The 24,410-nt window shown below is 45.5% G+C and carries 21 protein-coding genes; 1 reads left to right on the forward strand and 20 read right to left on the reverse strand.

What is annotated here, in order from left to right; translation table 11 throughout:
* Window positions 1–31 precede the first annotated feature (31 nt).
* The 19 genes from CI597_RS00470 to CI597_RS00560 form a co-directional block, all read right to left on the reverse strand.
* On the reverse strand, window positions 32–1,072 hold the full coding sequence (locus CI597_RS00470) for a hypothetical protein (protein WP_024726835.1): 1,041 nt from the start codon (window positions 1,070–1,072) through the stop codon (window positions 32–34).
* Between the two features lie 32 nt (window positions 1,073–1,104).
* Entirely contained in the window at window positions 1,105–1,383 is a 279-nt protein-coding gene (locus tag CI597_RS00475; protein WP_024726834.1) for a hypothetical protein, read from the reverse strand.
* A gap of 22 nt (window positions 1,384–1,405) precedes the next feature.
* The gene (locus CI597_RS00480; RefSeq protein WP_235824511.1) at window positions 1,406–2,041 is read right to left on the reverse strand and encodes a thiamine diphosphokinase; all 636 of its coding nucleotides are present in this window, start codon (window positions 2,039–2,041) and stop codon (window positions 1,406–1,408) included.
* A complete protein-coding gene (gene rsgA / locus CI597_RS00485) occupies window positions 2,041–2,916 on the reverse strand; it encodes a ribosome small subunit-dependent GTPase A (RefSeq protein ID WP_024726832.1) in 876 nt (291 codons plus the stop codon). The genes CI597_RS00480 and rsgA overlap by 1 nt, the downstream gene beginning before the upstream one ends.
* Before the next feature lie 9 nt (window positions 2,917–2,925).
* Window positions 2,926–4,713, reverse strand: coding sequence for a Stk1 family PASTA domain-containing Ser/Thr kinase (gene pknB, locus CI597_RS00490; protein ID WP_024726831.1), 1,788 nt, complete (start codon window positions 4,711–4,713; stop codon window positions 2,926–2,928).
* Entirely contained in the window at window positions 4,707–5,444 is a 738-nt protein-coding gene (locus tag CI597_RS00495) for a Stp1/IreP family PP2C-type Ser/Thr phosphatase (protein WP_024726830.1), read from the reverse strand. Before CI597_RS00495 ends, pknB begins: the two co-directional genes overlap by 7 nt.
* Window position 5,445: 1 nt before the next feature.
* Window positions 5,446–6,510 carry a 23S rRNA (adenine(2503)-C(2))-methyltransferase RlmN gene (gene rlmN, locus CI597_RS00500; protein WP_024726829.1) on the reverse strand — a complete coding sequence of 355 codons (1,065 nt, stop codon included), beginning with the start codon at window positions 6,508–6,510 and terminating at the stop codon, window positions 5,446–5,448.
* Entirely contained in the window at window positions 6,507–7,853 is a 1,347-nt protein-coding gene (gene rsmB / locus CI597_RS00505; protein ID WP_024726828.1) for a 16S rRNA (cytosine(967)-C(5))-methyltransferase RsmB, read from the reverse strand. The genes rlmN and rsmB overlap by 4 nt, the downstream gene beginning before the upstream one ends.
* 1 nt (window position 7,854) lies before the next feature.
* Window positions 7,855–8,784: a methionyl-tRNA formyltransferase gene (fmt, locus tag CI597_RS00510; RefSeq protein ID WP_024726827.1), complete on the reverse strand. Its 930-nt coding sequence runs from the start codon at window positions 8,782–8,784 to the stop codon at window positions 7,855–7,857.
* A 10-nt stretch (window positions 8,785–8,794) separates the two neighbouring features.
* Window positions 8,795–9,265 (reverse strand): peptide deformylase, encoded by a 471-nt coding sequence (gene def / locus CI597_RS00515; protein WP_024726826.1) that lies wholly within the window; start codon window positions 9,263–9,265, stop codon window positions 8,795–8,797.
* A gap of 29 nt (window positions 9,266–9,294) precedes the next feature.
* The gene (priA, locus tag CI597_RS00520) at window positions 9,295–11,520 is read right to left on the reverse strand and encodes a replication restart helicase PriA (protein WP_034548972.1); all 2,226 of its coding nucleotides are present in this window, start codon (window positions 11,518–11,520) and stop codon (window positions 9,295–9,297) included.
* 3 nt (window positions 11,521–11,523) lie between these two features.
* The gene (glmM, locus tag CI597_RS00525) at window positions 11,524–12,873 is read right to left on the reverse strand and encodes a phosphoglucosamine mutase (protein WP_024726824.1); all 1,350 of its coding nucleotides are present in this window, start codon (window positions 12,871–12,873) and stop codon (window positions 11,524–11,526) included.
* Window positions 12,874–13,007: 134 nt separating this feature from the next.
* Window positions 13,008–13,427, reverse strand: coding sequence for a Fur family transcriptional regulator (locus tag CI597_RS00530; RefSeq protein WP_024726823.1), 420 nt, complete (start codon window positions 13,425–13,427; stop codon window positions 13,008–13,010).
* Between the two features lie 113 nt (window positions 13,428–13,540).
* Window positions 13,541–14,749 (reverse strand): deoxyguanosinetriphosphate triphosphohydrolase family protein, encoded by a 1,209-nt coding sequence (locus CI597_RS00535; RefSeq protein WP_024726822.1) that lies wholly within the window; start codon window positions 14,747–14,749, stop codon window positions 13,541–13,543.
* Window positions 14,750–14,817: 68 nt separating this feature from the next.
* Window positions 14,818–15,699 (reverse strand): phosphatidylserine decarboxylase, encoded by an 882-nt coding sequence (locus tag CI597_RS00540; RefSeq protein WP_024726821.1) that lies wholly within the window; start codon window positions 15,697–15,699, stop codon window positions 14,818–14,820.
* Between the two features lie 12 nt (window positions 15,700–15,711).
* On the reverse strand, window positions 15,712–16,323 hold the full coding sequence (locus CI597_RS00545) for a CDP-alcohol phosphatidyltransferase family protein (protein ID WP_024726820.1): 612 nt from the start codon (window positions 16,321–16,323) through the stop codon (window positions 15,712–15,714).
* Between the two features lie 10 nt (window positions 16,324–16,333).
* Window positions 16,334–17,356, reverse strand: coding sequence for a lysylphosphatidylglycerol synthase transmembrane domain-containing protein (locus CI597_RS00550; protein WP_024726819.1), 1,023 nt, complete (start codon window positions 17,354–17,356; stop codon window positions 16,334–16,336).
* Window positions 17,346–18,062: a phosphatase PAP2 family protein gene (locus CI597_RS00555; protein WP_024726818.1), complete on the reverse strand. Its 717-nt coding sequence runs from the start codon at window positions 18,060–18,062 to the stop codon at window positions 17,346–17,348. Before CI597_RS00555 ends, CI597_RS00550 begins: the two co-directional genes overlap by 11 nt.
* Window positions 18,063–18,183: 121 nt before the next feature.
* On the reverse strand, window positions 18,184–21,861 hold the full coding sequence (locus CI597_RS00560) for an efflux RND transporter permease subunit (RefSeq protein WP_024726817.1): 3,678 nt from the start codon (window positions 21,859–21,861) through the stop codon (window positions 18,184–18,186).
* A gap of 136 nt (window positions 21,862–21,997) precedes the next feature.
* Between CI597_RS00560 and CI597_RS00565 the strand changes: the two genes are divergently transcribed.
* Window positions 21,998–22,639, forward strand: coding sequence for a superoxide dismutase (locus CI597_RS00565; protein ID WP_024726816.1), 642 nt, complete (start codon window positions 21,998–22,000; stop codon window positions 22,637–22,639).
* Between the two features lie 240 nt (window positions 22,640–22,879).
* Here CI597_RS00565 and guaB read toward each other — a convergent pair whose 3' ends face one another.
* Window positions 22,880–24,334: an IMP dehydrogenase gene (gene guaB, locus CI597_RS00575; protein ID WP_024726815.1), complete on the reverse strand. Its 1,455-nt coding sequence runs from the start codon at window positions 24,332–24,334 to the stop codon at window positions 22,880–22,882.
* Between the last annotated feature and the right edge of the window lie 76 nt (window positions 24,335–24,410).

A 24,410-nucleotide genomic window follows, 5' to 3' on the forward strand; every position in this document is an offset into this window, starting at 1 on the left:
TCTATGATGTTTAATCATAACACAGTTATTTTTATGAATCAAGCCCCATTGATGAATCATAAACATGCATATTTTCAGGTCTGACACGTTTGCTCGGTACAAGTTTAACATCTAAGTATTCTTCTGATAAAACTTCTATTTTTGTACCTTCTGTGAGTTCTAAATTCACATATTTATTCGGATTTTCCCCTTGTGAATCTTCTGAGAGCCAAATACTATTTGTCCCATATTCATCATCCTTATCTTGTTCAAAAGTAAATTCAAAGCTGCCATTGCCTTCGACCGCAACTACATCATACGTCCCGGCCGGAAATTCTTTTCCTGCTGTAAGTACGCTGAAAACTTTCACTTCTTCACTCAGAGTATTTTCTCCGGGTTTCTCCATTTTCTTTAGATTAGCATCCGATGTTTTGCAGTATATACTCCCTTTTCCTGAAACTTCTACTAAAGAACCCTGATAAAGACGGATATTCTTTACTTCGGTGTACCGATTAGCTTCCAATACTTCCTTGTCTGTAAACTGCTCATTAATATTGACATACTGTGCATCATTGTTTGCTGAAAAAGTTAAATCATCCCCTTCTCCAGTCATTGTGTAATTTCCTTCCGGAAGATCCAATCCTACGATATATCTGCCGGAAGAAAGTCTCACAGAAAAACTTTTTCCGGTCTTCTCTAAAGCATAGTCCGCGTTTTCATATGTAAAATCCGGCATAGTTTTTGTCCACTTTTTCTTTCCGTCTTCACTCATATAAATCTGAGCATTTTTAATCAGGGTTCCGATATCAACCTCACCTACTGCATCCAAAAACACAACAAAAATAACCACAAGACTCAGTACTAGCCTGATAAATTTTCCTACTCTGCCTTTTTCCTCTGTCCGGAACTGCCTGTACACCCTCTTATGCTGTTTTGTCATAGAACTCTTTGGCTCTATATTTGGCCTTGTCCCGTAGTCCGAGCAGTTTCCCGTCCTTTGCCCTCTCTCCAGCCTTTTAAAATCATAGCCGCACATAGGACAAACGCCATTCCTTAATTTTTCATTGCAGATCGTACATTTGTCATATTTCATATTCATTCCCTCCGGCCTATAAAAATATCCCGCTATCTAGCCCGGTTCTTAAACTTTTTCTTCCTTTTTTCGATGCGTTCTTTATCTTTCTGCTCGATCTCCGGGGCAATGGTCTTCGTAAACCATAATAGTGCCAGCGCCGGTGCAAGGATCCAAAGTGATCTCTGATCATTTCCCAAAAAAGAAAGCGTCATGATTCCCTTGGCCTGAAACATCATTACAAACATATAAACAAAGACTAAAAGAAGTGCAAATGACTCTGTTTTCGTATAGATTTTACCTGTGCCGGGTCCTACCAGAAACCGTTCCAAAAGCAGCGCCGCCCCGCACCCTCTAGTCTTTGCTTTCTATCACGAGCAAAGTCCCGGTTTTCATCTCAATCTTTCCCGTTTCCTCTGCCAGTTCATTGCTGATCCCCCATGTCTCATGGAATACAAGCGTATCGTCATTCAGCGGGTAATAGAATCCGTGAAGCGTCACTCCTGTCACCGTGCCCACCGGAATGAGGGAGATATAGTTCCCAAACTGTTCTTTTTTATTTATGCTGAGAGGACGGTCCACTGCCCGGATGCGGTTATGTGAATCCACTATATATGCCTCCACTCCATGTTTTAGTGCATATACAAGCTGTCCCATATTCCCGAGCACATGGTCTAATCTGGTGCCCGTGCTCCCAAGAATCGTCACCTTTGCAGCCCCCATGCGGACTGCCTGTTCCACAGCGATCCCCGTGTCCGTATCGTCTTTTTCTCTGGGAAGAATCATAATATCTTCTTGTTTAAATCGTTTTACCGTTTCTTCCGGACAGCTGTCAAAATCACCCAATATGAAATCCGGGCGGATTTTGATCTGTTCTGCGTATAAAAGTCCTTTGTCCGCAGCAATAATTTTATCAAATTTCTGCGTTTGAATATAAGAACGGGCGAAGACCCTGTCCAATTCTCCGCCTGTTAAAATTAAGATATGCATTACCATTTTCTCTTTTCTTTTAATTCATTGTAGATGAGTACATAGTTGTCATAGCGAGTCTCGCTGATCCTTCCATCCGCCAGTGCCTGTTTGACACCGCAGCCAGGTTCATGAGTATGGCTGCAACCCTGGAACCGGCATTGTCCCTCATAGGGTTCAAATTCTTTAAAATAATATTTAATCTCGTCTTCCTCGAACATATCCACAAACAGAGAACTGAAGCCCGGCGTGTCCATGACGAAAGTGTCTTCTCCCACCCGGATCAGCTCCGAATGTCTGGTCGTATGCTTTCCTCTCTGAATCTTTTCACTTACCGCTCCGGTTTCCATGTTCGCATCCGGATACAAAAGATTCATCATAGAAGATTTCCCTACACCGGAAGGGCCTGCAAGCACGGTTGTCTTGTGCTCTACGGCCTCCCTGATCTCCGAAAGTCCCGTCTCGTCGGAGACACTGGTAAAGATCACCCGGTGGCCGCAGTCTTTATATACGTCCATGAGAACAGACAATTCCTTTTCTCTGGCCAGATCCGTCTTATTAAAACAGACCACCGCAGGGACTCTCTGCTTCTCCATCATAAGCAAAAACCGGTCCAGCAGATTATAATTTGGTTTTGGATTCTTGGCTGCAAAAATAACCAGCGCCTGATCGATGTTTGAGACAGCCGGGCGGATTAATTCGTTCATCCTTGGAAGTATCTCTGTCAGATTTCCCAGCTTTTTTTCTTCATCCAGGACTTCGATCTCTGCCATGTCTCCCACGAGCGGCTTCATTTTCCGGTTTCTGAAGATGCCTTTTGCTTTGCACTCATATAAACTGCTGCCCGTGTCAACATAATAAAACCCTGCGATTCCTTTGATAATTCTTCCCTGCATGAACTGATCTTACTCCTCTGTATTATCTATGGTGTATTCTGTTGTCGGCTGCTTTCCCAGGCTTACGACCACGCCGATTCCTGTCCCTTTTGTAACTTTTTTCCCGGCTTTCGGTGACTGACTGATAATACATCCCTCCGGCACCCTGCTGTCGTACTTCTGGGAAGAAATGATCAGCTTTAGTCCTTCTCTGCTTAACTCTTCTCTCGCATCATCTGCGGTCTTAAATACGATTTCCGGCACTGTGACCTTGTTCTCACCTTTGCTGACCGTGATCGTCACCTTGGAGCCTCTGGAAATTTTATTCCCCGCTCCCGGAGACTGAGAAATCACATCACCTTCCTTGACACTGGAACTGAATTTGGTGGACACAGAAACTTTGAATCCCTGGTCTGAAAGGATCTTCGTGGCAGACTTCTGGCTGTACCCGCGGATATCCGGCACCTCAATTTTGCTCTCGCCGGTACTGACAGTCAATACAATGGTCGTTCCCTTTTCCACTTCCTGGTCTGACTCCAGACTCTGGCGGATGATATATCCCGCCTCATAAGAAGATGAAGCCTCTGTTTTGCGCTCCACTTTCAGATCTTCATCGATGGATGCCAACGCCGCATCGTAAGTCATTCCCACATAGTTTTCAACCGGTACCTTCTCAAGCTTTTCCGTGGTGCTTTCTTCCGTAGTCGTAAGTTTCTCTGTGCCGGCATTATCCCCTGAGCGGAACAGCCCTGAACTGTTAATGACCAGTACAATGATGGATATGAGAATAATGGCTCCCACCACAGCGGCCAGGACGACAACCAGCTTTTCAATCTTGGAATTCATGCCCCGCGGCTCTTCCTCATCGTCGTCATCCACAAATCCGGATTCCTCTTCCGGTTCTTCTTCCGTCTCCTCCGGTTTTACAAACTCTTTTGTGTGAAGCATCTGAGTCGGCGAATCGTCCACAAAGGGCGCCATGCCTACATAGCTTCCTTTCGTGTCTTCGAAAACCAACTTTAAATCCTCTATCAGTTCGTTCACAGACTGATACCGGTCTTCCGGTTTTTTCATGGTACATTTGAGAATGATCTTTTCCAGGCTTTCCGGAATATCTCCGATCAGTTCTCCCGGTGGCGTAATTTCATTCTGGAGATGCATCAGAGCAATGGTAACCCCATTTTCGTGGTCAAAAGGGACCTGGCCTGTGACCATCTCATACATTGTAATCCCCAGAGAATAAATATCACTCTTCTCATCGCAGTACTTTCCTTTGGCCTGTTCCGGAGAAATGTAATGGACCGATCCTATGGCCGTGGATGTGACCGTATTGGAATTGGCCGCCTTTGCTATTCCAAAATCCGTGACTTTTACCTGACCGGAATCTGAGACCAGAATATTCTGGGGCTTAATATCCCTGTGGATCGTGTGATGCCCATGGGCATGCCCGATCGCTGAAGCTATCTGAAGAGACAATTCTACGGTCTCTTTTGCGGAAAGATGCCCCTTTTTCATAATATATTCCTTCAGGGTAATGCCTTCTGCCAATTCCATGACAATGTAATTGACACTGTCTTCCTGGCCTACATCATATACGTTCACAATATTGGGGTGGGCCAGTCTTGCGACCGCCTCTGCTTCCACCTGAAACTTTTTTAAAAACTTCTCATTATCTACATATTCATTTTTCAACACTTTGATAGCAACGTTCCGGTTCAGTTTATGGCACTTTGCCATGTATACGTCAGCCATCCCGCCAGTACCAATCTTTTTCAGGATTTCGTAGCGTCCTCCTAAAATGGTTCCTGTTTCTAACATGTGATCTCACCTCGCTCCCCCAGCGCAACGATCACCAGGGATATATTGTCCTTGCCGCCATATTCGTTAGCCCTGTTCACCAACTGGCCTGCCTTATTTTCCAATTGACTGTGATCCAACAGGAGTTCTTTGATTTCATCATCCGCAATCATGCTCGTCAATCCGTCACTGCACAAAAGTAAATATCCGTCTTTCTTCGGCAGCTCAAAAAAATCGGGAACAGATTCAATACCTGCGCCGATCGCTCTCGTGATCAGATTTCTTTTTGGATGCTGCCTCATATGTCTGCGCTCAATCTCTCCGGCCTTCACCAATTCTTCTACAAAAGAATGGTCTGTGGTCACCTGGACAAGATCCTGATCTGCAAAATACAGACGGCTGTCTCCAATGTTCATCACAAAAATACTCTCTTCTGTCACAGTGGCCGCTACCATAGTTGTTCCCATGCCCGCGTATTCTTCTTCCTCGCACTTCAGCAATATCTCACTGCTCACTTTCTGCAGTGCTTCCTTCATGATCTCAATAGGATCTGAATTCTCAATCTCTCGTATAAATTCCACAAAACGACTGACCGCAAAAGAGGACGCAAAACCTCCTGCCCTGTGGCCTCCCATGCCGTCCGCAACGATATATAAATTATCTAATTGTCCTACGGGTTCATCAGAGTAAAAGATGGTGTCCTGATTTTCAGACCGTACCTTTCCTCTGTGAGAAGTTCCAACGGATTGCATCTTAGTTCTCCTTTTTTGTGCGAATTTCCTGTTTTTCCACAGAATCCAGCTTCTTTCTTCTTAATTGTCCACAGGCAGCATTGATATCTCTGCCCATTTCTCTTCTTATGGTAACATTTACACGATTTTTTTCAAGTATGTTTTTGAAGTCGTTCACAAACTCCGGCATAGACTGCCGGAAGTCTCTCTCCTTGATAGGATTGACTGGGATCAGATTGACATGGCATGGAAATCCGCCTAAAAAGCGGCAAAGTTCCCTGGCATTCCGGGAGCTGTCATTCACTCCTGCCACAAGACTGAATTCAAACGTGATCCTCCGTCCCGTCCGGTCAAAGTAATATTTACAGGCAGAGAGCAGTTCTTCCATAGAATACTGATTTGCCACCGGCATCAGGGATTTCCTCATTTCGTCATTGGAGGCATGAAGTGAGATCGCAAGCGTCATCTGAAGCTTTTCATCCGCCAATTCCCGTATCCTCGGCACCAGTCCGCAGGTAGACACCGTCAGGTTCCTCTGACTTAAATTCAGTCCTTTCTCGTCGGTCAAAAGTCTGATAAATTTTAAAAGATTCTCATAGTTATCCAAAGGTTCCCCGGTTCCCATAACGACCACATGGGACACCCGTTCCCCGGTATCTTTTTGGATATAATAAATCTGTCCAAGCATTTCTGAAGGGAGCAGGCTGCGGTCCAGTCCCCCGAGGGTAGACGCACAAAATCTGCATCCCATCCTGCACCCGGCCTGTGACGAAATGCACACCGAATTGCCGTGCTTGTATTTCATCAGGACACTTTCTATAATATTCCCATCATTCAGCTGAAATAAATACTTTCTTGTACCGTCAATCTTGGATACATAGGTTTCCACTTCTTTCAGTTCCGCTACTTCATATTCCTTTTGAAGTTTTTCTTTCAGATTTTTCGGCAGATTGTTCATCTCATCAAGAGAGGATGCCAGCCTCTTATGGAACCACTCAAATATTTGTTTTGCACGGAACTTTTTTTCTCCCAGTTCTTCCACCGCAAATTCCAGTTCTTCCAGTGTCATTGATTTAAGATCTCTCATTTTGTTCTCCTAAGTTTTCCGATAAAGAATCCGTCGCACGGATGAATTCCCGGCAGCAGCTGGATATACCCCTCTCCGGCCGTCTTAATGTCAAGGGTTTTGGGGAGAAAAGGCGTCAGGTCTACCGGCTCAAATCCGTTCTGTCCCGCAATCCACCTGAAATTTTCTTCATTTTCTTTCGGGTTGATCGTACATGTAGAAAAAAGCAGGCTTCCTCCCGGCTTCACATAGGATAGGGCTGTTTTTAATATTTCTCTCTGCAGTTTCACAATGTCTTCCAAAACGGATTCTTCCAGATTGTACTTAATGTCCTGCTTTTTTCCCATAATCCCAAGTCCGGAACACGGGACATCACACAGTACAGCGTCCATAGACTCTGCCAGACGTTCATCCGGAATTCTGGCATCCCAGATCTGAGTACGGATATTTTCAAATCCCACACGTTCGATGTTTTCTTTCAGCAGTTCTTCTTTGTAATCCGTCAGATCCCGGGCCAGAACCTGCCCCGTTCCGTGGAGTTTGTCTGCCGCATACAGTGCTTTGCCTCCCGGAGCGCTGCAAATATCAAGGATCTTCTGTCCCTCTTTTGGATCTGCGACCTTTCCGGCCAGCATGGAACTTTCATCCTGCACGATAAAACGGCCTTCTCTGAATGCCGAAATACGCTTTAGAAAATCATAGTTAGAAATACGAATTGCCTCCGGAAGCAGTCTTCCGTCTTCCACCTCCACACCATCTTTTTTCAGGGAAGTGATCAGTTCTTCTCTGGAGCCGTTGCTTTCCATCCATGAAACCGTTGTCTTTTTTGGCTCCAGGAAAGAACTCACGATCGTTTCTGTTTCTTCCTCTGTATAAGAACGCAGAAAATGACGGATGATCCATTCCGGCATGGAACAGGCAACGGACAGATACTTTACAAAATCCTTATCCCTGTCTGGAAACGGGATATCTTGTTTCTGTCTGGAAATTGTTCTCAAAACACCGTTTACAAAGCCGGATAATTTTGAAAAGCCCCGCTTTTTGGCCAGCTTCACACATTCATTGCATGCCGCGGAGTCAGGGATGTGATCCATGAACAGAATCTGGCAGGCACCCATGCGGAGCAGTGAACGCACCAGCGGCTTCATTTTCCTTACCTTCGTCTTGGAATACAGATCAATCACATAATCAATGGTCAGGCGGCGCTCCAGAGTTCCCTGGCATAGCCTTGTAAAAAAAGCCCGGTCCTTCTTTTCACTGAACTGATACTTTTCCAGTGTCTCTCCGATGGCAATATGGGACAGTTCCTCTTTTCTGTCTATTTTCATCAGAACATCTAAAGCCGATTCTCTTGGATTCTGCATATTATTCTCCTAATACCGTTCCGGCATCTACCTTGGAGCCTGCCAAGAATGCCTGGACTGACATCCGCTTTTTCCCGGAAAGCTGGATTTCATTGAGTGCTAATGCTTCCTGACCGCAGGCCACAATCATCTGTTTTTTAGTCACTTCAATAATGGTTCCGGGTCTCTCTCCTCCGTCATAGGAAACGACGTCCGCATCCCATATTTTCAGTGTTTTCCCTCCAAGCTCCGTATAAGCACTCGGCCATGGGTTCAGTCCGCGCACCCACTGTTCAATCTCAGCGGCATTTTTCGTGAACTCTATCTTCCCCATCTCTTTGCTCAGCATCGGGGCATAGGAACTCTCATTGTCATTTTGTTTGATCCTTACCGCCGTCCCATCTTTTAATTTCTCTAATGTCTCCAGCAATAAGTCTGCGCCCAGCGCCATTAGCTTGTCATGAAGGGTTCCGGATGTTTCTTTCTTATCCAGCGGAATGACTGCTTTATCTATCATATCCCCCGTATCTAAACCCTTTTCCATATACATGGTCGTAATTCCCGTTTCCCTTTCACCGTTTAAGACGGCCCACTGGATCGGTCCCGCTCCGCGGTATTTCGGAAGAAGTGACCCATGGACATTGATACATCCGTATTTGGGGATATTCAGTATCCGCTCCGGCAAAATCTGTCCGTATGCGACAACTACGATGACATCCGGAGCCAGATGTTCAAGGTCTTCTATAAATTTCTCATCTCTGGCTTTTGCCGGCTGAAGGACAGGGATTCCATGTTTCAATGCAGCCTCTTTCACCGGCGGAAAAGAAAGTTTCTTTCCCCTTCCCTTCTGCTTATCGGGCTGCGTAACTGCCGCAGCCACATGATGAAATTGTATCAGCTTCTCCAGCGTAGGCACCGCAAATTCCGGCGTTCCCATAAATACTACGTTCATCGTATCCTCCTTACTCTTCCTCTTCCACATCTCTCACCGGTTCTTCCGCCACATCCGGATAAAGGATTCCGTCCAAATGGTCAAGTTCATGGCAGATCGCCCTCGCAAGAAGTCCTTCTCCTTCCACTCTGATCGGGTTCATATCCCGGTCCAGCGCTTCACATACCACATGGTTCGGACGCTTTACGACTGCAACCTTCCCCGGAAGGCTCAGACATCCCTCGTCTCCGATCTGTTCGCCGTCTTTTTCCACGATCTTAGGATTGATCAGGACCAGCGGCTGGCCTTCATATGTGTCGATGACCACCAGCCGTTTCAGGATTCCCACCTGAGGAGCGGCCAGTCCCACGCCGTATGCTTCATACATTGTCTCAAACATGTCATCGATCAGCAGCATGATTCTGGATGTCATTTCTTTAATCTCTTTTGATGGTTTTCTGAGGACTTCATCCCCCATTTTTCTGATGTTTCTGATTGCCATGAATACTTCTCCTTCTCAAATATTCTTTGTTAATAACTGCTCATAGGATTAAAATCGAATGTGATATGAATGTCTTTGGGCAATTCCTGCCGGTCGATCCACAGTTCCAGCCGGTCTTTCACCTTCATAAGTTCCTTGTAATCTTTCTTTTTTACGTACAGCACCTGCCGGTAAATATCATTGACTTTTGCCAGAGAGGCCTCGCCGGGTCCGATGACGCGGATGCCCGAATTCTGAATCACCCTGGCCATGCGCTGTGCCGTCTTTTTGCATTCCTCTTCCGAAGGCCCGGCAAGAAGGACTGTAAGCATCTGCCAAACCGGAGGATAGCAAAGCATCGTCCGGTAGGATATCTCCTGGCGGTAAAACTCTTCATAGTCCTGGGCTGCCGCTGTGACAATACAGTAATGTTCCGGCGAATAGGTCTGTATGACAACCTCTCCGGCTTTATCGCCTCTCCCTGCCCGGCCGGCCGCCTGAGTCAAAAGCTGGAATGTCCGTTCTGCTGCACGGAAATCACTGGCATGCAGAGATAAATCCGCTGCCAGGATTCCGACGAGAGTAACGTTTGCAAAATCGTGTCCTTTGACAATCATCTGCGTGCCCACAAGAATATCGGCCCGGCCTTCCGAAAAAGTCTTTAGAATCTCTTCATGGCTGTGCTTTCTTTTTGTGGTATCCATATCCATCCGGAGCACTCTTGCTTCCGGAAATTCTTTCCTTATAGCGGCCTCTGCCTTTTGAGTGCCGAGTCCGAACGTTCCGATAAATGGACTGCCGCACTCAGGACAGACATCCTGCATCGCTTCTTCATATCCGCAGTAATGGCAGCGGAGTTTCCCGTCCCTGTGATACGTAAGCGATACATCGCAGTGGGGACACTGCATCACAGTGCCGCAGCTTCTGCATGAGACAAACCCGGCATATCCTCTCCGATTCAAAAAAAGCATGATCTGCTCTTTTTTCCGAAGCCGGTCTCCGATCAGTTCATAGAGCCTTCTGCTGAACATACTGCGGTTCCCCTGCTTTAATTCTTCCCTTAAATCTTCTATATACACATCGGGCAGGATCGCTTCTTTTGCCCGGTCTTTCAGCGTCCAGAGCCTGTATTCCCCGTCAAGTGCCTTCTGATAGCTCTCAAGAGACGGCGTTGCGGACCCTAAAATCACCGCCGCGCCCTCCATGTCCGCTTTTTCCAGAGCCACTTCTCTTGCGTGGTATTTGGGCGTCTGCTCACTTTTATAACTGCCCTCATGTTCTTCGTCAATGATGATCAGCCCAAGATTTGGAAACGGCACAAACAGTGCAGATCTGGGACCGATGATAATATCGGCATCCCCATTCTTTGCCCGGAGCCACTGATCGTATTTTTCTCCTTTGGAGAGTCTGGAATTAAGGATGGACACCCTGTCTCCGAACCGCTTCGTAAAACGGCAGACCGTCTGGTACGTAAGAGCGATCTCCGGGATCAGCACGATAGCCTGTTTCCCTTTTCTGACAACTTCCTCGATTGCCGCCAGATAGACTTCTGTCTTCCCGCTTCCGGTAATCCCGTGGAGAAGATACGTTCTCCTCTCCCCTGCTGCGTAATCTGCTTTGAATTCCTGTATCAGCTTCTCCTGACTCTCATTCAGGGGCAGGGCATCTTCCGCCTCCATCCCGCTGGGGCCGGGATTCCGGTAAAACTTTTCTGTTTCGACGCGGATTATACCGTCTTGTTCCATACCTGCAACCGTTGTCCTCGGAATCTTCAGGCATTTCGTCACACGCTCCCAGGAAACCGTCTGCTCATCCATAAGAGCAGCCAGCAGCCTGGCTTTTGCAGCGTAATGCCTGCCTAAATATTCATCCAGCAGACCGGGAGCCTGATCTTTTGGCAGTAAGAGCCTGACAGACTTTTTTTCTTTTTGTTTCATTTTATCCTGCACGGGAAGCACGGTCTTCAGTGCCTGGATCATGGTAGACCCATAGTTTTCCCGAATCCAGTAGGCGAGCTTGATCATCCTGGATTCTGCGTCCACACCGTCTTTTTCTATGGACAAAATTTCCTTTATTTTCTTAGGATCGTAATCTGCCCTATCCGAAAGCCTGACAACATATCCCTTCTGTTCCCGGTTTCCTGCTCCAAACGGCACCCGAACGGACTGCCCGACCCGGATCTGATCACATAAGGAAAAAGGCACTCGATATTGAAATACCCGATCCAGTGCCTCATGCGAAATATTGATGATAATATCTGCGTACAATGTTTCCATAAATCAGTCGATGACGTGTCCCTTTTGGCGCAGGACTTTAACTACACGGTCCACATGTTCCCTGCAGATCTCGTGAGTTTTGGCTTCCACCATGACACGCACCAAAGGTTCCGTTCCGCTCTCCCTTACAAGAATCCTTCCGTCATTTCCGAGTTCCTTCTCCACAGCTTCCACTGCTGTAATCACGTCTGCGTCTTCTCTGGCGTCTTTTTTATCCCGGACTTTGACGTTCTCAAGAATCTGTGGATATATATCCACATCCTTTACCAGCTGTCCAAGTGACTGTTTCTGTTCCAGCATGGCCTCCATGATCTTTAAAGAAGTCAGAATCCCGTCTCCGGTAGTCGCAAACTTGCTGAAAATAATATGCCCTGACTGTTCACCGCCCAGGCCGTGTCCGTTTCTGGACATATTTTCGTACACATATTTATCTCCCACCGCTGTTTTTTCATAGTCGATACCGGCCCGGTCAAATGCCTTGTAAAGGCCGAGATTGGACATGACCGTTGTAACGACCGTGTTGTTATTGAGAGCACCGTGCTCTTTCATATATTTTCCGCATACATACAGGATCAGATCGCCGTTTACTTCTGCCCCGTTCTCATCCACGGCAATACAGCGGTCCGCATCGCCGTCGTATGCGAATCCCACATCCAGATGGTTCTCTTTTACAAATCCCTTGAGGATCTCTATATGAGTGGAACCGCAGTTGGTGTTGATATTTGTACCGTCCGGTTCATTGTTGATCACATAGACCTCCGCGCCCAGTGTCTCAAATACATTCTTTGCAATGCTTGAGGAGCTTCCGTTGGAACAGTCCAGTCCGACCTTTACATTTTTAAATGACCGTGTGGCCAGGGAGATGAGATATCCTATGTATCGGTTTCTTCCTGATGCGTAATCTTTCGCCCTTCCGATGTCGCTTTTCGTAGCAAAAGGAAGTTCCCCGACCTTGCCGTCAATGTATGCCTCGATCTGTTCTTCGACTTCCGCATCCATCTTATGTCCCTTGGCGTTGATCAGCTTGATCCCATTGTCATAGTAAGGATTATGGCTGGCAGAGATCATAATGCCGCAGTCAAACTGTTCCGTGCGGACCACGTAAGATACACTCGGAGTCGTGGTCACATAGAGCATATAGGCGTTGGCTCCGGAAGCCGTGAGTCCGGCTACGAGCGCGTGTTCGAACATATAGCTGCTTCTTCTTGTGTCCTTTCCGATAACTACCTTCGGACGTTTCTTTTCCTTGCCCAGGTGCCATCCCAAAAATCTTCCTACTTTATATGCATGCTCCACCGTAAGATCGATGTTTGCCTCTCCGCGGAAGCCGTCAGTGCCAAAATATTTTCCCATGATTGACCTCTTTCTCATACTTTATTTTAAAATAACCTAGAATGTATTATAACATAAAGTCTCACCGTTGAAAAACAAAAAATCCCCGCCGGAGACAATGCTTTGACAGCACTGTCTCCGGCGGGGACACACTTTTAACTGCTTTTCCGGCTGACTTTTACAACGACGGAAATATCTTCATTCTTGATCTCGCCAAGGGCCCTGAGCATTTTTTTCAGGGCAGGATACCATATATCCTTGGGGAGTTCTTTTATCTCTTCTTTTGTGAGCAGACTCGTCTGATCCTTCTCCGTCCCGAATAATCCCTCATAACAGATCTCATACTGTTTTCCCCGGTCGATGACTCCTAACTCTTCCAGTGTATTCATCATCCGGTAGACAGTCGCTCTGCCTATGGCAGGATCTATCTTAGTCGCCTCATAAAAGATTTCTTTGCAGCAGGAACAATTATTTTTTAAGATCACATCCAGGATCACTTTTCTCTGGCTCGTGATCCTGAGTCCCTGCTCCCGAAGCTGCTCTATGATTCTTTCCCGGCTAAGTTCTGTGGTCATACTGCCTCCCATTCGCATCTGCCTCTCTGCCGTACCTCTGCAAATTTGATAACCAATATCATTTATAGGTTTATCATACGCAACTTCTCTTAAATTGTCAAGTTTTATTGATATCAATTTTCAAAATATGACTTATAATTCACATAGTATTTCCCCTTTGGAAATAAGTGATGATAAAGATCTACAAAATAATCATCTGTCATACTCGCAATGTAATCGGTCACAATCCGGTTCGGCTCCTCTTCTGTATAGGGCCTGGACGTCTCATAATAGGACCTGGCCTCCTCCACGAATTCTATATGGTGTTTGAAGATCACCGAGTCTTCATCCCCCCTGATCAAATCCGCATATAGCTTTTCATAGACTTCCCGGAACATCGGAGCCACATTTTCAGAATAAATACAGTCCAATTTTTTGTTGAAATAAATCTGTTCATAGTTTTCTTTCTTGGCGATCTTCATGGCATCATAATACTTTGAATCCAGCATAATATAGTCTTTTCGGTAACTGTTTTCAACTATATTTACAATCATGTTATTGATGATCTCCGCATTCTCTACTCCGATCTCCCCCTGAGTAAAAATATCACTGCTCTCAATAAGCTTTGCTTTCTTCGCGTCCTGCCGGTCCTTGCCCAGATAGGCAACCATATCGCATATCCTGACCACACATCCTTCCAGAGTCGACGGTATCAGAGTCTTGATATAGTCTTTGTTTTGACTGCTGTTTTCCATCTTCTCATAAAACTCTTCAAAAGTATCCATCCGGCAGGGGCGGTACTCCTGCTGTTCAAATTCTCCATTGTGACAGAGGATTCCATCCAATGTCTGCAGCGAAAGGTTGCGTTCAAACATCCCGTCAAGCACCCGCACGCTTTGAATATTGTGCTGGAAACAGCATCCTGTCTTCTCATGATAAAGCTCATCCAAATACCGCTCTCCCGCATGTCCGAACGGCGTGTGTCCGATGTCGTGTCCGAGAGCTATCGCCTCGATCAGGTCACAGTTTAAGCCGAGGAGCTTACCGATATTCCTTGCAATCCTTGAGACAAGCTGCACATGCAAAGATCTTCTGGATATATCGTCATTCAGAAAAAACGAAAATACCTGGGTCTTATCTGTATACCGGTTATAGTACGGAGAGTGGATGATCTTTTCCACATCCCGGACAAAAGCCGGTCTCCAGAGGCTGGCTTTATCCCTCTCCCGGTTTTTCCGGATCACCTGTTCATCCGTACATGCACAGGGGTTTTTCCAGCCCTCCTCCCGGTCCCTGATGATCTCCCTCTGCAGTTCTTTTGAAAGTTCATGATAATAAAGCATTTTTTCTTCCTCCCTAAATCCCGAATCAAGCCCACTGACTCAATTTATAAAACAGAAAAAGCCTACAATTATGATTGCAGACTTCGGTTTTGTGCCACGCCTAAACGCTGGCCCTGTTTTAGTTTTGTCTCACATCCGTCTTTCGTTCTTTCCAATAAACATTCATCAATGTCTACCTTATCGCCTCTGAAAAGCAGAACGATGGTGGAGCCTCCAAACTCAAAATATCCCTTTTCCATACCGCGGCGCATGATGCCTTCTTCGTGATGGTTTACGATCCGTCCTACCATCAGAGCCCCCACTTCCATCTGGACTGCATCGCCGAAATGCTCCGTCTTCATCATGGTAAATTCCCTGGCATTTTCTTTATAGACAGACACATAGTCATTGGCTGTCGGATTCACGGTGTGATATGCCCCTTTTATGAAATAATTCCTGCTCTTTATGCCGTTGTCAAAATAGCAGTACCTGTGGTAATCATCGACTGTAAGGCGTAGAATGACTGCGTAGCCGTTTTTGAAATGGTCAGCGATCTTTCTGCTCCTCAGCAATGACTCCACGGTATAGACCGTATCTTTCACACAAAATGACGTGTCTTCTGTTATGCGGTATGCGCTTGCTTTACAGTCGCACGGACTGAACAGGATGTGTTGATCTTCAGGAAGCGGCCGCTTTCCCGGCTTGATCCTTCTTGTAAAAAAATCATTATAAGACGTATAGATCCTGTCCTCATACTCTCTCATATCGATCTTATTTTTTCTGACAAACCGCTCGATCATACACTTTGAGCAGCCTGTACTCAGAAAAAGCCCTCCCAGTCTGGATACCCAGGGCTTTGTGAGAATCTTTAATTTTATACGGCCGATATAAGTTCCGTAAAGAAGCTTCAGGAATTTATCCTGAAAAGTCTCTTCCTCGTAACAGCGGCCTTTTTGGTCCACATATTTCATTACCTGTCTCCTTTAAAGAAAATATATTCTGACGGCTATCAGGATGCCAATAATCACAAATGCGAACATGCACTTCTTTCCCGGCTTAAACACACTGAAATCAATCACAAACAGCAGAGAAATGATCAGTACTGCCAGCAGATATATGTAAGGAAACTGTGCTGTAAAAAACCTCTTCAACTGATATACGATAGGCAGGATTAATGCTACCGATGTGACCGGAAGTCCCCGGTAATGTTTTCTTCTCTCGCTTGTCTCTGCCTGTCTCTGTTCTTCGGTAACATTAAAAAATGCCAGCCGGATCACCGCTCCTAAAATATACATCATATATATGATTTTTGCATACCAGGCGTCCATCCCCATGGAATAACCTATGACGACAGGAAACGCTCCAAAACAGATCAAATCACAGAGGGAATCAATCTCAATTCCAAATTTCTTTGCGTCATCGGAGCGTTTGATCATTTTTGCGACGGTTCCGTCATACATATCTGTAAATCCGGAGATCATCAGACAAATCATTGCTATTTTAAAGTTTCCGTTAAATGCCGCTGACATACCGAACACAGCACTGACGACGCCTGCATATGTCAGTATCACTGATACATTATAAAATCCTATCATAACTAAACCTCTATTCCTTACGCTTTATTGTCACATGAGCCACAAAAGTCAAGAATGCGCTGATCAGCACCAGAGCATAATAACTGATTCCCCGGCTCAGCAGCATTGCCGGATACAGCAAACTGCTCCTGAATATCTTTTGGAAAATACTTAAAAACAAGCCTTCACTGATTCCCATTCCCCCCGGAAGCGGAAGCATATCCACCGAGATAGATATGACACACTGAAGTGCTACAATATCAACAAATCCAAGTGCAGAGAGTCCCAATGCCTTATAGACAAGATATGTGATAGAAAAATGCAGAATTCTCTGTACTAATGTCACCAAAAACATCTCAAAAATCATCAGTTTATATTCTTTAATGACCGCAGCTGTCTTATGGTAGTCCTGCATCCAGTCCTCGATTTTGCGGATTCGCTCTTCTTTCTTTTTAAGGATATGAATCCTTTCCAGCATCCGTATCATTGCCAGAAGCACCCTGGACGCAAGCGTTGGTTCAAATACCAGCATCAGCATCAGTGCGACGCAGAAAACATTCAGTCCGATCCCGAGATAAAAGAAAAATGCTACCTGATATATATAGTCTGTAATCAGGCTGTGCCGGAAAACAAAGATCGCTGCTCCCAGGAATACCAATACAAACTTATATAAAATTGTAACAATCATCAAAACAACGGTTCCCACCGAAACGTCGATCTTATCCCGGTTCATATAGTAAAGCTGAGCCGGCTGTCCTCCGGTGGCCGACGGCGTAATGCAGCTGAAAAAAAATCCTACAAACGAATAAAGAATGCAGTGCCTTTTCGGCACGCGGTACCGGAGCACACGCAACATTCTGTATATGATAAAAGCTTCGCAGCATACAAACACGATGATCAGACCTAAGCCTGATATATAGTAAACAGGACTGACGCTTCTCATGACCTTTAAAAGTTCCGGCAGCTCTTTTCCACGAAAAATTGCATAAAATGTAAGCCCAAACAGTGCAAAAAAGAAGATGCCGTTGCCAATCCAGCGCTTCTTAATCTCCATAACCTACCTCTTTGTCGATTGCCCTCTCCAAATGTACTCCCCGGTTGATCTTTGTAAACATGCTCTGCAGCTTCAGATACCAGTCCGTCTTCTGTCCGACCAGATACATAGCCTCTGCCAGCAGTACCCCTGCAATAAGATCGATGATGTAATGCTGCTTCGTAACCTGCGTGGAAATACATACCAGAACTGCAAAAACACAGGAAAAACACTGGTACCAAACAGGAACTTTTTTCTGTCCTCGTATGCCTACAAAACAAAACCAGCTGACCAGACAATGAATGGATGGAAACAAATTTGCCGACGGATCAATCGTATAAACCAGATTCAGCATCTGATCCCAGATCCCGGTTCCGGTTATTTCGGGCCTTGCCAGAGTTGTCGGAACCATTACAAAGAAGATTCCGCAAATGATTCTTGAAAGAAAATCACCTACTAAGAACCGGTATAAATGCTCCTTCCCAATCCTTCCTATCATGATATAATTCACAGCCCAAAACAGATAGCAGATCAGATAGATACTCGTAAATCCCGGTATCAGAGGAACTGCACGGTCAAATGCCGTGGTAAAATCATAATGCTTTAAATCCCTGCACAGAATCTGTGTACCCGTATAAATCAGTGAATTAAAAGTGAAAGAACAGATCAGGGGGAGTACTGCATATTTGGGAATTATGTTCCATAAATACCCATCCAATTTTTTCATGTTTCACTCCTTTACAAACAAAAACCATGTCATAATACATGACATGATTCTTGTCTTATTATAGCTTTCCATCATCAAAATGTAAAGCCAAGCACATTTATTTAATACATTTGTAAGAAAATCAGGAGCTCTGCTTTTTCTTCTTTCTGTTAAATACCAGGTAGATACAAGGGATAAAGATTAATGTAAGCAAAGTTCCATAAATCAGTCCCCCGATCGTTACGATAGCCATCGGCTGTACCATCTCTGCCCCGGACCCAAGACCCAGTGCCATGGTAGTAAGACCGAGAATTGTCGTGATCGCCGTCATCAAAATCGGCCGGATTCTCATGGAACCGGCAGTTATGACAGCATCCATAAGCTCGTAACCTTTATATCTAAGCTGATTGATGGTATCCACCAGAACGATACCATTATTTACGATGATACCGGACAGCATTACGAAACCGATCATGGCAATGATACTCAGATCCTTGCCCGCCACAAACAGTCCGATCAGTCCTCCTGTAAATGCCAGAGGGATTGTAAACAGGATAATGAAAGGAGACTTGAGTGACTGGAACTGTGCCACCATGATCAGATACATAAATGCGATTGCCAGGATCAGCATCAATCCTACCTGCCCCGCCGTATCATTTATGGATTCCATCTCGCCAGCCATCTTATAGCTGTATCCTGCAGGCGCCTTGTATCCCTTCAGCGCTTTGCTCACATTCTGACTGACGATACCGATATTGTACCCGTCTTCAAGCTCTGCGGTTACATTCAGTATTCTCTCCTGAGCTGATCTTGAGATCGTGGAGAGACTGTCGGTATCACTGAAGCTGGCCACTTTGGAAAGTGCCACTTCCTTGCTCTCTCCTTTCTTTGTTCCTGTGAGCTTCATTTTCTTTAGCTGTGCTCTTGTGATATTGTCCTTGGTATCATTGGACACTTTTACATCCCACTGTCTCTCATTCTGGCTGATCGTTGTCGCTGTGGAGCCCTCCTGAATCTTGGAATTGAGCTGCTGATAAACGGTCGCCACCGTGAGGCCGTATTTTGCGGCTTTTGCTTTATCAACTGTGACATGAATATCCGGAGTCGTCTCCTCCTGGCCGTCACTGACATTCTTTGTGCCTTTGACAGATTCCACCCTTTTTGCAATATCACTGGCTGTTTTACGGAGCGTTTTCATATCATTTCCTTTGACTTCAATGGCGATCCCGCTTCCCCCGAGGGCGCTCATATCCATGTTGGACTCCTGTACCTGGATCTCACAGTTGAATTTCTTTGTCTTTTTTATGATCTCTTTTTTTATCTCTTTATTCGTCTGCTTTTTTTCTTCTTTCAGCATGATATACATGCTGGCTGTGTCCTGACTTGCCTTGCTTCCCGATGAAATGCCTCCCATGCCTGATGAACTGCTTACCATGGCTCCGACACCATCTACATCAGGAATCTCACGAATTTTTTTCATGACCGTATCAGACATAGCCGCCGTATCACTCAGGCCTGATCCCTTCGGCATCTCAATGGTAAGGCTCATCTGTGAACTATCCATAGACGGCATCAGGGAAGTTCCAATCTTTGTTGCCCCAATCACTGCTCCTACAAACACTGCGAGTGTCAGTACGATGGCGATCCATTTCCTTCTGAGCACCTTATCCATGACTCCGCGGTACAGAGACTGAAGTCCGTCAAACAGCTTGTTGTCCTTTTCCGTCACTTTGTGAAGCACTCCGGCGGACATCATCGGCACAAAAGTCACAGCAACGATCAGACTGGCAATCAGTGAATATCCGATCGTCAGTGCCATATCGGAAAACAGCTTCTTAGTAAGTCCTGATGTAAACACAATCGGCAGGAAGACGGAGATTGTTGTCAGCGTTGAAGCGGTAATTGCTCCGGCTACCCCTTTTGCTCCCTCGATCGCCGCCTCTTTGACCGGCACCCCTTCTTTTCTCAGCCGGTAAATATTCTCTATAACAACAATCGAGTTATCCACCAGCATACCGACTCCGAGCGCAAGGCCGGAAAGCGAAATAACATTTAAGGTGATACCGCTGAAGTACATCATGACCACGGCAAACACTACACTGATCGGGATTGAGCAGGCAATAACGGCAGTCGGTTTGATATCCTTTAGGAACACAAGCAGGATCAGCACTGCCAGAACTGCCCCCATTCCAAGGTTCTGCAAAACAGATCCAACAACCATATCTATGTAAATCCCCTGATCCATCAGATTTGTGTAATGCAGCCCGGGGTTCTCTTTTTTGAGCGTTTCCAACTTCTCAGAAACCCGCTTTGATACGTCTGCAGTAGAATAGTTGTTTTGTTTCTGAATGCTCAGCACTACCGCATCATTTCCGTTTACTCTGCAGTAGTTGTCCTTCTTATTGTTGACAACGGCAACATCTGCAACATCGCTCAGACGGATGGGCGCAAAGTTATCAATGCCCAGATCCATCAGCTCCATGTCTTCCAGATCTTCCTGACTGGTGACTTTATCCCCGACTCTGACCAGATATTGTGTGTTGTCTTCTGAAATATATCCCGCAGGCATTTCAAAATTCTGTGCGATCAGCATGGCTTTCACATTGTCCACAGTCAGTTTATCTTTTATGTCAGCCGCCGCTTTTGCCTGCTTTTTGCTGGCATCCAGCTGCTGCTGGCCCATAGCGATCTGAGATTCGCCCTGTGCGATGCCGATCTCCCCTGATGTCATCTGGCTGTTGGCATTGGCGGTCTGCGCGGTCACTGTCGTCAGATTGGCGTCAATCTGTTTTTTGCCCTCCTGGATCTGCTTTAAGGCTTTCTGTAAAACTCCAATATTTTTATCCAGGGTCTTTATGGTACTGTCTGCTGTTTTCAGCTGCTTTTTAATCTCTGTGATCTGAGCCTGGAGCTGCGCCTTCTGCGCGGGATCAGTCACAGTTTTGAGCTGTGCCTCCAGTTGTTTGAGTCCTTCTTCCCCTGCCTGCTTTACAAGTTCCAAAGCTTTTTTCTGATTTTGAAGATTTGTCAGCGCACTTGTGACCTCTACTTCCTTCTGGACAAGGCTTAATTTCCCACTGTTTAAAGCCGTCTGTGCTTTCGCAAGGGTATCGTTGAGCTCTGTTCTCTTGGAATTCAGCTGTGCCTTGCTTCCGTCAAGCTTTGCTTTCGCCCGGTCCAGTTCATCCTGCGCCTCATCAAACTGGCCGTCCAAAGCCTTTTGAATCTTTTTATTCAATGATTTGATCTTGTCCTCGTTGATGATGACATTGATATTCTCTTCAAGCATTCCGGTCTCACCGACAGAGGCAACACCTTCCACGGCCTCCACACCCGGAGAAACTTTGTCTTTGATCAGCTTTGAGATCTCGGACATATCTTTGTTGTCCGAATCAATCGCAGTCACAAGCACCGGCATCATATCCGGATTCAATTTCATGATCGTAGGGTTGCCTACTTTATCAGGCCAGTATCCTTTAATCATATCCAGCTTTTCCCGCATGTCAAGAGCTGCCGAATCCATGTTGGCATCGCCTTCAAACTCCATGTAGACAACGGACATATTCTCACTGGACGAAGATGCCACCTGTTTGATGTTGGATATGGTGGCCATGGCCTGCTCCACCGGTTTTGTCACCGTAGTCTCCACTTCTTCAGGAGAAGCCCCCTGATACGTGGTCATGACAAGAGCGTATGGAAGTTCCATACTCGGAAGCAAGTCCGTAGTCATTTTGGAAAAAGAGACAATGCCCAGAATGATTACCAGGATGACTCCCACAATGACCGTATATGGCTTGCGCACACTAAATTTTGAAAACATGATTTTTCCCCTTTTGAGTTTTTGTATTATAAGAATAATACAATGTTAGCATGATCGCTCAAAGGATTCAAGTTTTTTTGAATATTATTTTATATTCCCACGTAAAATAAAAAGAAAAAAGGAGATAAACTATAATATGAATGAAACATACCCATTTTCCCTCGAACCTCTTCCATACGATTATGATGCCCTGGAGCCGGTGATTGATGCTGAAACTCTCAGATTTCATCACGATAAACATCTTGCCACCTATGTAGAAAAATTGAATGCGGCAATCAAACCCCACCAAGAACTGCATAACATGACGCTGGAACAGTTGCTTACAGAACCTGATAAAATTCCGGAAGAAGCAAAAACTCCTATTAAGAACAACGGCGGAGGAGTTTACAACCATCAAGTATATTTTAATGCTATGGAAAAGGATGAATTTACAACTCCCGAAGGGGAAATTAGAAAAGCCATAGAGAGGGATTTCGGATCTCTTGATGCCTTTATGAAAGAAATGACGGAAGCCGCACTTTCACAGTTTGGTTCCGGTTACGGATGGCTTGTAAATAACAATGGAAAACTAAAAGTGATTAATCTTCCGAATCAGGATGTACCGCTCAGTGATACTCTTTATCCTCTTCTTCCTGTTGATGTCTGGGAACATGCTTATTATCTCCAGTATCAAAATCGGCGTCCGGACTATGTAAATAACTGGTTCTCGCTTATTAACTGGGACTATGTAAATGAGCGGCTGGAAGACAGCAAAAAATGGTTTCAGGAACATAAATAGCCTAAACCATTCAGCAAAAAAAGGAACAATCCCTTGATATCGCAGGATTGTTCCTTTTTTATTTCATAGGAAAGGCCTACGTCCCTTCCTATGAAATAAAAACGCTCCGTGGGTTGTGCACAGATGCGTAAGGAAATCATTTGCCTTCGGCAAATTGCATCTGGCACGCAAAGTTGTCAAGCCCCTCAAAAAGTGAGGATTGGGAAGATGATGTGGTCTTGCCCACTTTGTCCTTTATCCTTATACGTCTACACTATAATTAGGTGCTTCTTTTGTGATATGGATGTCATGCGGATGGCTTTCTTTCAAGGATGCAGCCGTAATCTGTACAAACTCACCCTTTTCCTGCAGTTCTTCTACAGTTTTTGCCCCACAGTATCCCATGCCGGAGCGGAGTCCGCCGAGTAACTGGAAAATGGTGTCTTCTGCAGTCCCTCTGTATGCCACACGCCCCTCGACACCTTCCGGAACCAATTTCTTAGCGTTAGTCTGGAAATAGCGGTCTTTGCTTCCGCATTCCATAGCTGCTAAAGATCCCATTCCGCGGTATACTTTATATTTTCTGCCCTGGTAGAGTTCAAACTCTCCGGGACTCTCATCACATCCGGCCATCATACTTCCGAGCATGCATGCACTGGCACCGGCTGCAATCGCTTTTGTAATATCTCCGGAAAACTTGATCCCGCCGTCTGCAATGATTGGAATTCCTGCTTTCTTTGCCTCTTCATATGCCCCCATGATCGCAGTAATCTGCGGAACACCAATTCCGGCAACCACACGTGTAGTACAGATAGAACCCGGTCCGATTCCCACTTTGACAGCGTCGGCCCCTGCCTCAATCAATGCTTTTGTGCCCTCTGCCGTAGCTACATTTCCTGCAATGACCTGCAGTTCAGGATATGCCTTTTTAACCATTCTGACTGCTTTTAATACGTTTGCAGAATGTCCATGGGCTGAGTCGACAACTACTACATCTACGTGAGCTTTCACCAACGCATCCACACGGTCCAAGATATCGGCTGTGATCCCCACTCCGGCACCACACAGCAGTCTGCCCTGTTCGTCTTTTGCAGCATGTGGATATTTAATCTGTTTTTCAATATCCTTAATGGTAATTAAGCCTTTTAAGTTAAAGTCTTTGTCCACGATCGGAAGCTTTTCTTTCCTTGCCTTCCCCAAAATCTGTTTTGCCTCTTCCAGGGTGATCCCTTCCTGCGCTGTGACAAGATTTTCTGATGTCATGGATTCTTTGATCTTCTTTGAAAAATCTGTTTCAAATTTTAAATCACGGTTTGTGATGATTCCGACCAGTTTGGTTCCCTCAGTAATCGGCACTCCTGATATGCGGTATTTTCCCATCAGGTCATCTGCGTCCTGGATCGTATGTTCAGGACTTAAAGAAAAAGGATCTGTAATGACACCGTTTTCTGAACGTTTTACCTTGTCCACTTCGTCTGCCTGCTGTGCAATGGTCATATTCTTATGAATGATACCGATACCGCCCTGCCTTGCCATTGCGATCGCCATACGGTGCTCTGTTACCGTATCCATGCTGGCACTCATCAAAGGAATATTTAATGAAATCTTGTCTGTCAGACGGGTCTCTGTCACCACTTCATTTGCGATTACTTCTGAATATCCCGGAACTAATAATACGTCGTCAAATGTGATTCCCTGGCCAATTATCTTTCCCATTTTTTCCTCGCTTTCTATGTCTTTCGTATTCTAATTTATAGTTTTATACTATAACAAATTCTAAATTCTTTGTCAA

This window comes from Anaerostipes hominis (ex Lee et al. 2021) (assembly GCF_002270485.1).
GTDB lineage: Bacteria > Bacillota > Clostridia > Lachnospirales > Lachnospiraceae > Anaerostipes > Anaerostipes hominis.